We start from the raw sequence: 14,261 nt of genomic DNA, 5'->3' as shown, positions 1-14,261 counted from the left end.
ACTGTCATTGTATCATCAGATTACAAGACATCGTCATCACTCACCTTAGAATTCAATGTTGTTCCCCAGTGAGTGATTTTTCGATGGGCTTGTGCAAGAATTGGTCTATTATCATAGATAGTTTGCCATCTATTCCAAAAAAGACCAGTTCTTTTCTCAATCTTAATTCGAAGATTACGCATATTAGACTTAATTGGGAGATTGAGGATAGAGCCTGCGATCTGATTGCGTCCATTCCCTTCCCAAGAACGACTTCGGACAACTGATTGACCATTTTTATCTACTGTAACTTCTTCCCACGATATTGAATAACGTGCAATATAAGCACCACTATGTTGGATAGTTAGGGTTTTATCTTTTACAGGAGTGTAGTTTAACAGTTGTACAGGCTTAAAAGCTTGTGCCGTTACATTATTTTTAGCTACAAATCGAAAAACCTCTACTTCAGCAAGACTGAGAGCTTGATTTTTTTGACGCAATTGAATGCGAACACGGCGCCCTAGTTTACCATTCAACTGGAGATCTAAACTGCTTCCTTCTAAGCGAGAAACATATTGTCGAGTAACTTCTTGCCCTCTTTCATCATATAAAATTACATCAAAGTCTGCCAAACGTTTGGAAAGTTCGCCATCCCCACGATTATAAAGTCGGACAAGCCCAACCTGTTCCGTACGACCTAAATCAACTTCCCACCAAGGTTGATTTTCAAACTTAGTATGCGTGATAGATTGTTGGCTATAATTACTATTGGTATTACCATCTAGAGCACGACTAGCATCTCCTCCAAACTCGGTAGAGCTTTGACGTGCTTGTTTTTTCCAAGCAATATTTTCAGCACGAAAAACCTGAACTTCTGCGAGACTGAGAGCATTATATCCATCTAACTCAATGCGTACAAAACGAGCTTTCTTATAATCAATTGAAATCTGAGCGGAACTATCTCGCAAGTATGCAATACGCTTTCTTTCAATTTCTTTTCCAAAACTATCCAAAAGAATCACATTAAAATTAGTCAGTCTATCTTGAGCAGCATCTGTTCGATTGTAAATATTAATCTGGCGAATCGTTTCTTCCTTGTCTAAATCGACTTGCCACCAAGGTTTTGATTGAAAATCTGTATGAGTGACAGAGTTATGTCCGTAATTCCCATCTAATTTCCCATCAACCGCTCTTCTAGCATCTCCTCCAAAAGCTGTCGAACTTTGAGTTACTCGTTTTCCTAGAGCTATGTTTTCAAATGATTCTGAACTAGGTTGAGTAGACAAGAGGGGAACTTCCTTTTTCTTAAAGAAATAAACTTTGTCCAATTTTTGATCACGATACCCCTGTTTATCAAGTGTATCACGTTTTCCAATATTAAAATTCGGGATAGCGTTCATTCTACTTTCAAAATAACCACGCGAACGGTGCTTGAAACTAGAGTTACCTGTAAAAGTTACAATATCATTATCATTACGAATCAAAGATGTCACAACATTATCATTATCGACCACATAATGTTTTATTTTACCAGATAAAGCCAACTTACGACTTTCTAACCCTACATCCCAGAAACCATTTTTAGCATTCCAAATAGTTCGAGAAGTAATTACTTTAGGAGCGCTAAATGTCGTAACTTTTTTCAAAACATTATTATAAAAAGTAGGATATTTCTGATAAGCTTCAACTGCCGCTATTTGAGCTAAGTAGCCTCCTAAAGAATGCCCTGTCATATAAAGATTGGTAATACTTGAATCTAAAGCAAGCTCTCTCACAACATTACGAATATCATCTGCTTGCGCTGGTTTATTTCCTCCTAACAAAACAAAATCTGCACTTAAATCTTTCGCATCATTCAGTCTTGTTCCACGTATAGCCAACATTTGAACAGTATTGTCTTTTAAATAAGGAAGATCACTCTTAGTTTCAAACAAAAAAGCATCCATCCCACTTGCTGTATGATAAGCCTTTTTCATCTTCCAAAATGGGGCTAACTCATTGTGCATCATTTTATATTCTTGACGATCAAGATAAAGACTTGGAAAAGGGTTTTTATGATCTAGAATTTTGTCAATGTAATCATCATCACGATAGGCCAACTCCATAAAAAGGAGGGAATCACGATCTGTGACATACCATTGTTTCTTGTTATCATCTTCTCCGTCTGCTAATCCATCTCCATCACTATCTGCTAGTAATGGATGGCTATGGTATCCTAAGTAGTCTTTCCCATCTTTATTGTAAATATACAATTCATCCTTATTTTTTATTCCATCATGATCATCATCGCCATCAGGATCTAAAAATTTTCCACCGTATAAAGAATTATCTACAAGATCCTTCTCTACATGGAGTTCACCTTTAGAAATTTTGACAAAGTCTGCCTCTGTTACTGGACGAGAATTTTTCGGCTCATCCTTTAGAATTTCCTCTTTCTTCAATTCCTCATGAGGCACAGCAGATTCTCTTTTATATAATCCTTCTCCTGCTTTTTCTTTCTCATGTGTAATAACTTCTTTTGTTTCTAAAGTTGATTGAGCAGCTGTTGTTTTCTCCTCTATAATGGATATTTCCTGTTTTTTATCAGTACCTTCTTTTACGGGAATATCCTTTGCTACTACTGATACAGAGCCTTCATTTTTCAGACCATGATTTCCTTCATTGGCAGAAATTCCTGTCGGTGCTAAAAAAGCAAAACCAACTGCTACAGATACAACTCCGATACTTAATTTTTTTATGCCAAAACGCATAATTTGTTGACCGATTTTCATTTATACATATATCTTTCTTTTATTTTTTTTCACCCTCTTTACCAACAATATTCTCCAATCAGCTAATCTCCTTTAGCATCACGATTTCGTTTTTATACTTTGTTAGCAAGAATTTGAAGAGGTTTATAAAAGTATAGGAACCTCATTCATTTTTATATCATACTTCTATATAGAAGTTAATTATTTCATTCATCTTCCAATTTATATAGATGTTTTCACACTTATTTTTCTTTCTCATAGTGCTGCAAGAATCGCTTTCAGCAAGCCTTTGAAATCGCCTTTGACACGTTCAGTTACTTCTACAACTTCCTCGTGGTTGAGTTCTTCTTGGAAACCAGCCGCAAAGTTAGTAATACATGAAATTCCTAGAACTTTCAAGCCAGAGTGGGCTGCCACAATCACTTCAGGAACAGTAGACATACCAACTGCATCAGCTCCCAGTGTCTTATAGGCACGAATTTCTGCTGGTGTTTCATAAGTCGGACCAGTAACACCGATATAGACACCTTCATCAAGTTTGATACCAAGTTTTTTAGCCACTTCATGGGCAGTAGCACGGTATTCTGGTGTGTAGGCCTTAGACATATCTGGGAAACGAGGACCAAAATCATCCAAATTTTCACCCATCAATGGGTTTTGTCCCGTCATGTTAATATGGTCTGAGATAGCCATCAAGGTACCAGGGCCATATCCAATACCACCAGCGGCATTGGTTACAATGACACCTTCACATCCTAGAACCTTCATAACACGAACTGGGAAGGTCACGACTTCCAGAGGGTTTCCTTCGTAGAAATGGAAACGCCCTTGAAGAGCTAAGACCTTGCGACCTGCAAGGTCACCGTATACCAATTTACCAGCGTGACCAACTACTGTTGAACGGCCCCAGTTTGGAATATCCGCATAGTCTACTACAACTGGATTTTCTATTTCTTCTGCCAATTCTCCCAGTCCTGATCCAAGGATTAGACCGAACTCAGGTGCTTGTATTCCCTTGTCTTTCAGGAAAGCAGCTGTTTCCTTGATCTTATCTAAAAATGTCATTGTGTGTCTCCTTTATTATTTTTTAGCATTTGACCGATTTTGTCAAAAGTTTTAGCATTGCGAATAGTGATGTTGCGATAAAAGGGCATCTTGAGCAAGTACTTATGATAGGCAGTTGCATAGTAGGATTCTTCAGAGAATTTCCCCCAGAAAATCCCAAGTTTTCCAAAATGAAGCACCTCATCTTTCAGCTCTAAACTTTCAACTGTCGCGATGACTTGTTCCACATCCAAACCCTCCGTGTAAAAGAGGACATCTTTTCGCGCCAAGTCTTCATTCCACCAAGCTGGTAGATTCTCCACTTCTTCTTCATAATCTTCCTGACTCAGCAAGGAAAAGCTCTGAATAAATGGATAATGGACTGCAAAGAAAGCCTCTAACTTTTCAACCAATCGAACTTTGGGAACAGTCGAAGTAAAGAAAATATTGCCACTGTTGATGTAGGTCTCAACCTTTTCCAGTCCCAATTCTGTCAGTTCTTGACGAAGTTGCGCCATGACAACCTTATTTTTCCCTCCGACATTAATGCCCCGAACAAGTAAAGCATATCGCGTCATCTTATACCAATTTATCTAAGAAACTTTCCCCAATCATGGCAGTTTCAACACCAAAGTTATCCGCAACAGTCGCTGAAATATCTGCAAAATGTCCTACTGGAATGACACCATTGCCTTTAAAGGCAGGGCTGTAGGCCAAAAGTGGAATATATTCACGAGTGTGGTCAGTTCCAGCATAGGTTGGGTCATTTCCATGGTCCGCAGTAATCAAGAGAAGGTCATTTTCTCTCATAGCTGCGATAATTTCAGGCAAGCGCTCATCGAACTCATGCAAGCAATCACGGTAACCGTGAGCGTTGCGACGATGACCATAAAGGGCATCAAAGTCAACCAAGTTTGTGAATGAGAATCCTTTTTCAAACTCAGCAAGGCCCATAGTCTTCAATAGTGTATCAATTCCGTGGCTGTTTGACTTGTTGTGGCCCATGTCATGGTTGATACCAGCACCGTTAAAGATATCGTTGATTTTACCAACAGCATAAGTATCGATACCTGCTTCGTTCAATTTATCCAAAACAGTTGGTGTAAATGGGGATACCGCCAAGTCACGACGGTTTGCTGTACGAGTGAAGTTACCTGGCTCACCAACATATGGACGGGCAATGATGCGACCAAGAAGGGCAGGACGCTCAAGGGTAATCGAACGAGCGTATTCACAGATACGGTACAATTCATCCAGAGGAATGATGTCTTCGTGGGCAGCAATTTGCAAAACAGGGTCAGCTGAAGTATAGATAATCAACTCCCCAGTTTCCATCTGACGTGGTCCAAAATCATCGATAACGGCTGTTCCTGAGTAAGGTTTGTTAGCTTCACGAATAACCTTGCGTCCTGAGAATTCTTCGATTTTTGTCAGGATTTCTTCTGGGAATCCGTTCCAGAAAGTATCGAAAGGCTCCGTAATGTTGAGTCCCATGATTTCCCAGTGTCCAGTCATAGTATCCTTACCAAGAGATACTTCTTCCAATTTTGTTGCATATCCTGTTGGATTGCTTTCAGCTGGAACAGTCTTAAGAGGAGTTTCTCGAGGAATATTTCCTAGCCCGATTTTAGCCATGTTTGGCACATTCAAACCAACTGTTTTGGAAATGTGTCCCAGTGTGTCAGAAGCTCCATCTGGAACCCCTGCATTGACAAAGTTATTGGCATCTGGTGCAGCACCGATTCCTACAGAATCCAGTACCACCAAGTGAATACGATTAAATTTTGACATAGTGTATCTCCTTATTATTTTGCTTATTTTGATTTTGTTGAAGTTAAAATCTGAACTCCATCTTGTCCAGCAACGATGACCTTATCCACCATTTGGTTGAATAAGCCGTGCTCCACGACACCAACGACATGGTCCAATTCTTGTCCGAAAGCAATTGGATCTTCAATGACATCCAAGGCAAGGTCAATGATAAAATTCTGCATATCAGTCACAAAACGTTGACCGTCTTTTTGACGGAAGCTTGGTTTGTAGCCAGCACGTTCAAAACGACGAAAAACCTGTTCTGCGCCATACTGAACCACTTCTACTGGCAATTTAAAAGCACCCAGTTTCTCGACCAGCTTGCTTTCATCTACCACCCAAATGTATTCTTTTGAGGGCGTTGCCACAACCTTCTCCATCAGAAGGGCACCACCACCGCCTTTGATTCCATTAAACTGGCTATCCACTTCATCCGCCCCGTCAACCGTCACATCAACAAAGTCTACTTGGTCAATAGACTTGAGTGGGATATTAAGCCCTTCAGCCTGTTTACTAGTCACACTAGAAGTCGTTACAGCTGTAATCTGCAAGCCTTCTTCCTTGATACGACGACCAATTTCTTCGACAAAATAATAGGCAGTAGAACCTGTTCCCAGTCCGACAACCATCCCATCCTTGACAAACTCAGCAGCCTTGATACCTGCCATTTTCTTCAGATTTTCCACTCAAACACCTCCATTAGAGAGCTACTTTCATTATATCATGTCTACCTTTATTATTCAAAAGTTGGAAACATCAAATATTCTATTTTCGGCAACATTAAAACAAGAAAATGAGATTGAAAATATTTTCATTTCAGAAACTCTTTATTATCATTTTTAAAAATTTATAAAATGAATAAAAAAGCAATTAAACAAGAACATTCATTATTATAAAATTATTTTCGTTTCTTTTTTCCATTTAAACTATTTTTCCAAAAATTTTCTCATAATTGACCTCCTGTAATACAAAAAATGATTAAATAGAGTCATAAATAAAATAGGGAACATATTTGGCAAAGTAAAGGTCTTTAAAATTTTTTCAACAACCTATCGAAGTTGCAGTAAAAGGTTTGGATTGAGAATGAATCTGATTATGAAAATGATTGGTTTTAAAAGTAATTAACGTTCCTCAGGATGTCTACTTGAACTAAGATATAGTAAATTGAAGCTAGAGTAGTACAAATTAACTTCTAAAGCATTTTTAGAAATTAATTTGAATGCACCAAGTGATTTATCTAAATCTTATTCCAATCTGCTATATTTTTTATGGAATTATCAACAAAAAGGTACAGTATCATTTTAAATGAGTATAAAAGATCACAGAAATTTCAAAATTATAAAAACGCATATTATCAGTACAAAAAACTTGATATTATGCGTTTTATCTTGGAAAATTTTTCTAAATTTCCCACTCAAATTAAATTCTAGCCCAGCCTATTTTGAGACATTTTTCATTACTTCTGGAAGATAATTACTGATTTCCGTTGGTAAGACCACATACTGTTCTTGAGCTAGTTCTTGAGCAATAGCTGAGTGAAGATGGGTCGCTACTACCACACGCTCGTAGAGACTGGCTTGTTTAAACTGACCTACAAATCCTGCAATCATTCCAGCCAGAGTATCTCCCATTCCCCCAGTCGCCTGATAGGGACCGCCAACCTGTAACTGGTAAAAATCAGATTGACCAACTTGCCAAATACGAGTAGCTGGACCTTTCTCCACTAAAATCGTTCCTTGAGGGAAGGAAGTTAGGGCACTAGCCGTTGCATCTTTGTTTTGCTTTTCAATAGCAATACCAGACAGTTTTTCCCATTCTTTTTGGTGAGGAGTTAGGATAAGCTGGTTAGATGGCAACGACAAACTTGTTCTAGCAAGAATGGTCAAGGCTCCTCCGTCTACAATCAAAATCTGATTTTGGCTTAAATTAACAAAGACTTGTTTTACTAGATTTTCTCCAAAAGCATCGTCTCCTAAACCAGGCCCTAGCAAGATAACTTCTGCCTTCTCCAATTGCTCTTTTAACAAGTGCTGGTCTTGAAGAGAAAAGGCCATAGCCTCGGGTAAATGGCTGTGCAGAGCTGGAATATTTTCCCTGTCCGTTCCAACTGTCACCAATCCTGCACCGCTTTTTACAGCTGCTAAAGTAGCCATGATGATGGCACCACCATAAGGATAAGTTCCACCTAACAGAAGCAAGCGACCATAGTCTCCTTTATGACTGGTACGAGAACGTTCAATAATGACTTTTTTTAGTAAGCTTTTATCAATCACTTTCATCCTTTTTCCTCAACTATCCTTTACCTGATTGTTTTAAGACAATCCGATACACTTTTTTAGTCCACTCTTCCAAACCTTCTCCATCATGGTCAAGATAATACACCCTATCTAGTAATCGACTTGGAATAATATTTTCAAATTGGCTCTTATTATGAGTTGGAATAATGCAAATATACAACTCACTAAATAAATTCAACATATCCTTAATTTTTGCAACATGATAGCCATCAAACATATAACCTGGTGCTTGAATTAATTCTTCATACAGAAAATGAAAACTAACGCCAGGAATGAACTTTTCTTGCAATTCCTCCTCAGACGGTGCCCGTCCTAACAAACGCTCCATCGCTAATCGATAACCAGAACTTGTATTTGACCACCCTAACATGACATAGTCAAAATAATCTATCGGATCCGATGCAGCATTTCGACTATCCAAAACCAACTCCTCAGCATCTCGCCCAAAGGCTTTCACAGCAGATAAGATCTGACCTATTTTAAAGATAGAAATCGCTGCACCTATAGTCGTAGTATGACTACAGTAGTCTGAAGTCACTAAGCTTTTATGTAGATCATAAGTCGAGGCTACTCTTTTATCTGTAGGCGTAAATGGTGGCAGAAAGGGAGGCTGATAGATGTAATCTAAAATCTCTTTTTTTAAACAAGAATCAGCACACTCAATACTTGTTTGACGTTTATGAAGTTTTTCGTAAGCTATAAATTTAGCAATTTTTTCTAATTCCCACTCTTGAATATTTGGATAATCAATTAGTGCTAAGTAGTATATCCCATCCCATTGTAAACTATATTCTCCATTATAAATTTTTAAAATCATCTAATCACCTCACTCCATTATACAACAAAAAGGAGGCGCAGACCTCCTTTTGTAATCTTATATCTAAAATTTAATACTCATTTCTACAATTTTAGATATAGCTATAGAAAATAGACTTTCTTCAGCGAATTTGTTCCTATTTTATATCCAATGTCCGAAGTGCTGCCTGATAGGTTTGCTCCATTAGCATGGTAATGGTCATAGGACCGACACCTCCAGGGACTGGCGTGATGTGGCTAGCAAGTGGTGCAACTGCCTCATAATCCACATCCCCACAGAGCTTACCATTTGCATCACGATTCATCCCAACGTCAATGACTACCGCACCTGGTTTGACAAAGTCAGCAGTCACAAACTTGGCACGGCCGATTGCTACTACAAGAATATCCGCTTTAGCAGCAACCTTAGCGAGATTATGGGTGCGTGAGTGAGTCAAGGTCACTGTTGCATTCTTGGCCAAAAGAAGCTGGGCCATAGGTTTTCCGACGATATTGGAACGACCGATGACGACCGCATTTTTACCTTCCAAGTCAATCCCATATTCATGAAACATTTCCATAATTCCTGCAGGTGTAGAAGGAATCATGACTGGATGACCAGACCAAAGACGCCCCATGTTTAGCGGATGGAAACCATCTACATCCTTTTCGGGATCAATGGCCAACAAAACCGCCTCTTCATCGATATGTTTGGGTAAAGGTAACTGAACCAAAATCCCATGCCAAGCTAGATTTTTATTGTATTTAGCAATCAAATCTAACAATTCCTCTTGAGTAATAGTCTCTGGAACTCGCACTACTTCGCTACGAAAACCAGTCGCAAGGGCAGAACGTTCCTTGTTGCGAACGTAAACTTGACTTGCTGGGTTGTCTCCCACCAAAATCACTACCAAACCAGGTACTAGAGCTGTTTCTTCCTTTAATCTTGCAGTCTTTTCAGCCAACTGCCCTTGTAACTTAGCTGCTAGAGCCTTCCCATCAATAATCTGTGTCATATCAATTCTCTTTTCTTTCAAATATCTTCCATTATACCAAAAACTGCTAGTACCCTCTAACACTTCTTTCCTAGGCAATCCTATAGTTTCAAACTATAAGAAAAAGCTCTGGTTGAGCTTTTCACTAATCTTGTCTTGAAATTTTAAAATAGATTATAAAACCTTACTCAAGAAATCCTTAGTCCGTTGTTCTTGGGTTTGTTCAAAAATCTGCTCAGGTGTCCCATCTTCAACAACCACACCGTCTGCCATAAAGATAACACGATCTGCCACCTCACGGGCAAATCCCATTTCATGCGTTACGATAACCATAGTCATTCCTGACTTGGCTAGGTCTTGCATAACAGCCAGCACCTCACCTACCATTTCAGGGTCCAGGGCTGAAGTCGGCTCGTCAAAGAGTAAAACATCTGGTTCCATTGCCAACCCACGCGCGATGGCAATCCGTTGCTGCTGCCCACCTGACAAACTCTGTGGATAAGCAGTTGCCTTATCTGGTAAACCAACTTTTTCCAAAAGTTCCTGGGCTCTCTTCTCTGCAACTTCCTTACTTTCACCTTTGGTCTTGATAGGAGACAAGGTGATGTTTTCCATCACAGTCATATTAGGAAAGAGATTAAATTGTTGGAAAACCATGCCCATCTTCTCACGCATGGCAAAGAGGTCATTCTTCTTGTCCGTAATATCGACTCCCTCAAAGATAACTTTCCCCTTGGTCGCTTCTTCCAACAAATTCATAGAGCGAAGCAAGGTAGATTTCCCGCTCCCTGAAGGACCGATGATAACGACAACTTCCCCCCTTTTAATCTCGAGGTTGATGCCCTTCAATACTTCATTCTTTCCGAAAGATTTATGTAAATTTTCAATTTTTATCAAGGTTTCTGTCATTATTTCTTATCTCCTTGTCCCATACGTTTTTCAAAAGCTTTCAAGGCTACGGTCAAAATAGAGGTCATAATCAAGTAGTAAAATGCAGCAAATAAAAGTGGTGTTAAAGGTAGATAGGTTGTTGTAGAAACTGTTGTAGCCCCATTCCACAACTCCATGACACCGATAGCTGATAAGAGGGAACTATCCTTGATAATAGTGATAAATTCGTTCCCCAAGGCTGGCAAGATATTTTTGATTGCTTGTGGCAAAATCACATATCGCATCGCATTTTTAGGACGAATCCCTAAAGAATAGGCCGCCTCTAACTGCCCCTTAGGGACCGCATTAATCCCAGCACGAACAGTCTCAGAAACATAAGCACCACTGTTCATAGAAATAATCAAAATCCCTGGAATCAGACGAGAAAAATCAACACCCAAAATCCCAACCTGAATAGTCGGAGCATTGATGTGCATAAGGGCAAAGGCAATCATAATCTGAACCATCATTGGTGTCCCACGGAAAATCCAAACGTATAAGTTGGCGAACCAAACAAGCGGTTTAAACTTTGAACGTTGCCCAAAAGCCAAGACAACACCCAAAATAGTTCCCAAAAAGACAACACAGATAGAAATGAGAACCGTCACAACAGCCCCATAGTTAAAATAAGGTAAATACTTAGGTAAAAAAGAAAAATTCATAGTCACACCGCTTTCTAAAATAGAATACTGTATGATTATAACATGCATTGAATTAAAATTCAAACTTTTTATCCGATTTATTCAAAAAAGTTTAAGCTGGTAGATTTAGCGAGAAATCTTAGTTTTTTCTAGTCAAGTTGGCCTCCTTTATGGTAAAATAGTAAAGATAAGAAATGAAGGAGAATCAAAATGGAATCACATTTGGTTAGAATCATCAACCGCCTTGAAGCAATGGCTAAAGACGGTGGAAATTTAAAACGTAATTTTGAACGCGAAGGAGTTGTTGTTGCAGAAGTTGCATACAGCCACGACGAAGAAAACGGTTCAATCTTTACCCTTCGTGATGTCGAAGCTCGTGAAACTTATACGTTTGACAGCATTGACTTGATTGCAATGGAGATTTACGAACTCCTTTACTAATATAAAACAAGCCGGGATTGCCCCTGCATGTCTAACCAAAATCCTCTTTGTCTCACAAATAGGATTTTTTTAGTCCAAATTCACAAAGATTTTCATTGTAACAACTTCTCAAAGCTGCAATCTTTTTACTTGCTTTACACCCCAATCCTGTTATAATGAGAGTATAGAAATTTGACTATTTTTGACCTTTAAACAGGTCAAGCTAAAGAAAGAAATGAGGTAGATGTATGCTTTGTCAAAACTGTAAAATCAATGACTCAACAATTCATCTTTATACCAATCTCAATGGAAAGCAAAAACAAATTGACCTCTGTCAAAACTGCTATAAGATTATCAAGACAGATCCTAACAATAGCCTCTTTAAAGGTATGACAGATCTGAACAATCGTGACTTTGATCCTTTTGGCGATTTCTTCAATGACCTAAACAATTTTAGGCCTTCTAGCAATACTCCTCCGACTCCCCCAACTCAATCAGGTGGAGGTTACGGTGGAAACGGCGGTTATGGTTCCCAAAATCGTGGACCTGCTCAAACTCCTCCACCAAGCCAAGAAAAAGGCCTGCTGGAAGAATTTGGTATCAACGTAACTGAAATTGCCCGTCGTGGAGATATTGACCCCGTTATTGGGCGCGACGATGAGATTATCCGTGTCATCGAAATTCTCAATCGCAGAACCAAGAATAATCCCGTTCTTATCGGTGAACCTGGTGTCGGAAAAACGGCCGTTGTCGAAGGTCTAGCTCAGAAAATTGTCGATGGCGATGTGCCACATAAACTCCAAGGTAAACAAGTCATCCGTCTGGATGTGGTTAGCCTGGTTCAAGGAACGGGGATTCGAGGACAATTTGAAGAACGCATGCAAAAACTCATGGAAGAAATTCGCAAACGTGAAGACATCATCCTCTTTATCGATGAAATCCATGAAATTGTTGGTGCTGGTTCTGCGGGCGATGGCAATATGGATGCTGGAAATATCCTCAAGCCAGCCCTTGCTCGTGGCGAACTGCAACTGGTCGGTGCAACTACCCTCAATGAATATCGTATCATTGAAAAGGATGCTGCCCTAGAACGCCGTATGCAGCCTGTTAAAGTCGATGAACCAACGGTGGAGGAAACAATCACTATCCTCAAAGGGATTCAAAAAAAATACGAAGACTACCACCACGTTCAATATACCGATGCTGCGATTGAAGCAGCTGCAACTCTTTCCAATCGCTACATCCAAGATCGCTTCTTACCTGACAAGGCCATTGACCTCCTAGATGAAGCTGGTTCTAAGATGAATTTGACCTTGAATTTTGTGGATCCTAAAGTCATTGACCAACGTCTGATTGAGGCCGAAAATCTCAAGTCTCAAGCTACACGAGAGGAAGATTTTGAGAAGGCAGCCTACTTCCGTGATCAGATTGCTAAATATAAGGAAATGCAAAAGAAAAAGGTTACGGACCAAGATACTCCTATTATCAGTGAGAAAACCATTGAGCATATTATCGAGCAGAAAACAAACATTCCTGTTGGTGATTTAAAAGAGAAAGAACAATCTCAACTCATCCATCTAGCCGAAGATCTCAAGTCTCATGTTATTGGTCAAGATGACGCAGTCGATAAGATTGCCAAGGCTATTCGACGTAATCGTGTCGGACTTGGTACTCCTAATCGCCCAATCGGAAGTTTCCTCTTTGTCGGCCCAACTGGTGTCGGTAAGACAGAACTTTCCAAACAACTAGCTATCGAACTCTTTGGTTCTGCTGACAGTATGATTCGCTTCGATATGAGTGAATATATGGAAAAACACAGTGTGGCGAAATTAGTTGGTGCCCCTCCAGGTTATGTCGGCTACGATGAGGCTGGGCAATTAACTGAAAAAGTCCGCCGCAATCCATATTCTCTAATTCTCTTGGATGAAGTAGAGAAAGCCCATCCAGATGTTATGCACATGTTCCTCCAGGTCTTGGACGATGGTCGTTTGACAGATGGGCAAGGACGTACCGTTAGCTTCAAGGACGCAATCATCATCATGACTTCAAATGCAGGTACAGGTAAGGCAGAAGCCAGCGTTGGATTTGGTGCTGCTAGAGAAGGACGTACCAATTCTGTTCTCGGTGAACTCGGTAACTTCTTTAGCCCAGAGTTTATGAACCGTTTTGATGGTATTATCGAATTTAAGGCTCTCAGCAAGGACAACCTGCTCCAAATCGTCGAACTCATGCTGGCAGATGTTAACAAACGTCTTTCTAGCAACAACATTCATTTAGATGTAACTGACAAGGTCAAGGAAAAGTTGGTTGATCTCGGTTATGATCCAAAAATGGGAGCACGCCCACTTCGTCGCACTATTCAAGACTATATTGAGGACGCAATCACTGACTACTACCTTGAAAATCCAAGCGAAAAAGACCTCAAGGCAGTTATGACCAGCAAGGGAAACATTCAGATTAAATCTGCCAAAAAAACTGAAGTAAAAACTTCTGAGAAAGAAGTATAAATCCTATAGAAAAGGAGTAGAAAATGAAAATTTTCTGCTCCTTTTTACAAAAGTAACTATAAGTTCTTGACAGCTCGGCCTTTGTCCATTA

General features: G+C 39.6%; 12 protein-coding genes and 1 pseudogene. 3 read left to right on the top strand and 10 right to left on the bottom strand.

Translation table 11 applies throughout. The features are described 5' to 3' along the window. Positions 1-20 precede the first annotated feature (20 nt). The 5 genes from HMPREF0851_RS16680 to rpiA form a co-directional block, all read right to left on the bottom strand. The gene (locus HMPREF0851_RS16680) at positions 21-2,750 is read right to left on the bottom strand and encodes a thiol-activated cytolysin C-terminal domain-containing protein (RefSeq protein WP_000690145.1); all 2,730 of its coding nucleotides are present in this window, start codon (positions 2,748-2,750) and stop codon (positions 21-23) included. Between the two features lie 234 nt (positions 2,751-2,984). After that, a complete protein-coding gene (locus HMPREF0851_RS05430) occupies positions 2,985-3,794 on the bottom strand; it encodes a purine-nucleoside phosphorylase (protein WP_000143353.1) in 810 nt (269 codons plus the stop codon). Then, positions 3,791-4,351, bottom strand: a complete 561-nt coding sequence (locus HMPREF0851_RS05425) for a DUF1697 domain-containing protein (RefSeq protein ID WP_009014160.1) — start codon at positions 4,349-4,351, stop codon at positions 3,791-3,793. Before HMPREF0851_RS05425 ends, HMPREF0851_RS05430 begins: the two co-directional genes overlap by 4 nt. 1 nt (position 4,352) lies before the next feature. Next, the gene (locus HMPREF0851_RS05420) at positions 4,353-5,564 is read right to left on the bottom strand and encodes a phosphopentomutase (RefSeq protein ID WP_000033124.1); all 1,212 of its coding nucleotides are present in this window, start codon (positions 5,562-5,564) and stop codon (positions 4,353-4,355) included. Positions 5,565-5,587: 23 nt separating this feature from the next. Beyond that, positions 5,588-6,271, bottom strand: a complete 684-nt coding sequence (rpiA, locus tag HMPREF0851_RS05415; protein ID WP_000429272.1) for a ribose-5-phosphate isomerase RpiA — start codon at positions 6,269-6,271, stop codon at positions 5,588-5,590. A gap of 310 nt (positions 6,272-6,581) precedes the next feature. Here rpiA and HMPREF0851_RS16745 point away from each other — a divergent pair. Next, positions 6,582-6,710, top strand: a pseudogene (locus HMPREF0851_RS16745) (IS5/IS1182 family transposase); the annotation flags it as partial. 311 nt (positions 6,711-7,021) lie between these two features. Here the strand turns inward: HMPREF0851_RS16745 and HMPREF0851_RS05410 are convergent. From HMPREF0851_RS05410 to HMPREF0851_RS05390, 5 genes are all read right to left on the bottom strand, one after another. Then, positions 7,022-7,864 carry an NAD(P)H-hydrate dehydratase gene (locus tag HMPREF0851_RS05410; protein ID WP_000862951.1) on the bottom strand — a complete coding sequence of 281 codons (843 nt, stop codon included), beginning with the start codon at positions 7,862-7,864 and terminating at the stop codon, positions 7,022-7,024. A 13-nt stretch (positions 7,865-7,877) separates the two neighbouring features. Further along, positions 7,878-8,699, bottom strand: a complete 822-nt coding sequence (locus tag HMPREF0851_RS05405; protein WP_000601061.1) for a hypothetical protein — start codon at positions 8,697-8,699, stop codon at positions 7,878-7,880. Between the two features lie 136 nt (positions 8,700-8,835). Then, on the bottom strand, positions 8,836-9,693 hold the full coding sequence (locus tag HMPREF0851_RS05400) for a bifunctional methylenetetrahydrofolate dehydrogenase/methenyltetrahydrofolate cyclohydrolase (RefSeq protein ID WP_000192100.1): 858 nt from the start codon (positions 9,691-9,693) through the stop codon (positions 8,836-8,838). Between the two features lie 153 nt (positions 9,694-9,846). After that, on the bottom strand, positions 9,847-10,581 hold the full coding sequence (locus HMPREF0851_RS05395; protein ID WP_000140957.1) for an amino acid ABC transporter ATP-binding protein: 735 nt from the start codon (positions 10,579-10,581) through the stop codon (positions 9,847-9,849). Beyond that, positions 10,581-11,264 carry an amino acid ABC transporter permease gene (locus tag HMPREF0851_RS05390; RefSeq protein WP_001011640.1) on the bottom strand — a complete coding sequence of 228 codons (684 nt, stop codon included), beginning with the start codon at positions 11,262-11,264 and terminating at the stop codon, positions 10,581-10,583. Before HMPREF0851_RS05390 ends, HMPREF0851_RS05395 begins: the two co-directional genes overlap by 1 nt. 189 nt (positions 11,265-11,453) lie before the next feature. Between HMPREF0851_RS05390 and HMPREF0851_RS05385 the strand changes: the two genes are divergently transcribed. Together HMPREF0851_RS05385 and HMPREF0851_RS05380 are read left to right on the top strand one after the other, a co-directional pair. After that, positions 11,454-11,684, top strand: a complete 231-nt coding sequence (locus HMPREF0851_RS05385; RefSeq protein ID WP_000443570.1) for a DUF1797 family protein — start codon at positions 11,454-11,456, stop codon at positions 11,682-11,684. Between the two features lie 227 nt (positions 11,685-11,911). Further along, positions 11,912-14,170, top strand: a complete 2,259-nt coding sequence (locus tag HMPREF0851_RS05380) for an ATP-dependent Clp protease ATP-binding subunit (RefSeq protein WP_000882536.1) — start codon at positions 11,912-11,914, stop codon at positions 14,168-14,170. Positions 14,171-14,261: the final 91 nt, after the last annotated feature.

The sequence above is a fragment of the Streptococcus sp. M334 genome (genome assembly GCF_000187745.1).
GTDB lineage: Bacteria > Bacillota > Bacilli > Lactobacillales > Streptococcaceae > Streptococcus.
This window is presented reverse-complemented; position numbering and strand designations above follow the sequence as displayed.

What these genes read in the sequence shown, in the direction of transcription:
- HMPREF0851_RS05385 (WP_000443570.1), top strand. Translation starts at nt 11,454, where the DNA reads ATGGAATCACATTTGGTTAGAATCATCAACCGCCTTGAAGCAATGGCT.
- HMPREF0851_RS05400 (WP_000192100.1), bottom strand. Translation starts at nt 9,693, where the DNA reads ATGACACAGATTATTGATGGGAAGGCTCTAGCAGCTAAGTTACAAGGG.
- HMPREF0851_RS05420 (WP_000033124.1), bottom strand. Translation starts at nt 5,564, where the DNA reads ATGTCAAAATTTAATCGTATTCACTTGGTGGTACTGGATTCTGTAGGA.
- HMPREF0851_RS05430 (WP_000143353.1), bottom strand. Translation starts at nt 3,794, where the DNA reads ATGACATTTTTAGATAAGATCAAGGAAACAGCTGCTTTCCTGAAAGAC.
- HMPREF0851_RS05405 (WP_000601061.1), bottom strand. Translation starts at nt 8,699, where the DNA reads ATGATTTTAAAAATTTATAATGGAGAATATAGTTTACAATGGGATGGG.
- HMPREF0851_RS16680 (WP_000690145.1), bottom strand. Translation starts at nt 2,750, where the DNA reads ATGAAAATCGGTCAACAAATTATGCGTTTTGGCATAAAAAAATTAAGT.
- HMPREF0851_RS05380 (WP_000882536.1), top strand. Translation starts at nt 11,912, where the DNA reads ATGCTTTGTCAAAACTGTAAAATCAATGACTCAACAATTCATCTTTAT.
- HMPREF0851_RS05395 (WP_000140957.1), bottom strand. Translation starts at nt 10,581, where the DNA reads ATGACAGAAACCTTGATAAAAATTGAAAATTTACATAAATCTTTCGGA.
- HMPREF0851_RS05425 (WP_009014160.1), bottom strand. Translation starts at nt 4,351, where the DNA reads ATGACGCGATATGCTTTACTTGTTCGGGGCATTAATGTCGGAGGGAAA.
- HMPREF0851_RS05410 (WP_000862951.1), bottom strand. Translation starts at nt 7,864, where the DNA reads ATGAAAGTGATTGATAAAAGCTTACTAAAAAAAGTCATTATTGAACGT.
- HMPREF0851_RS05390 (WP_001011640.1), bottom strand. Translation starts at nt 11,264, where the DNA reads ATGAATTTTTCTTTTTTACCTAAGTATTTACCTTATTTTAACTATGGG.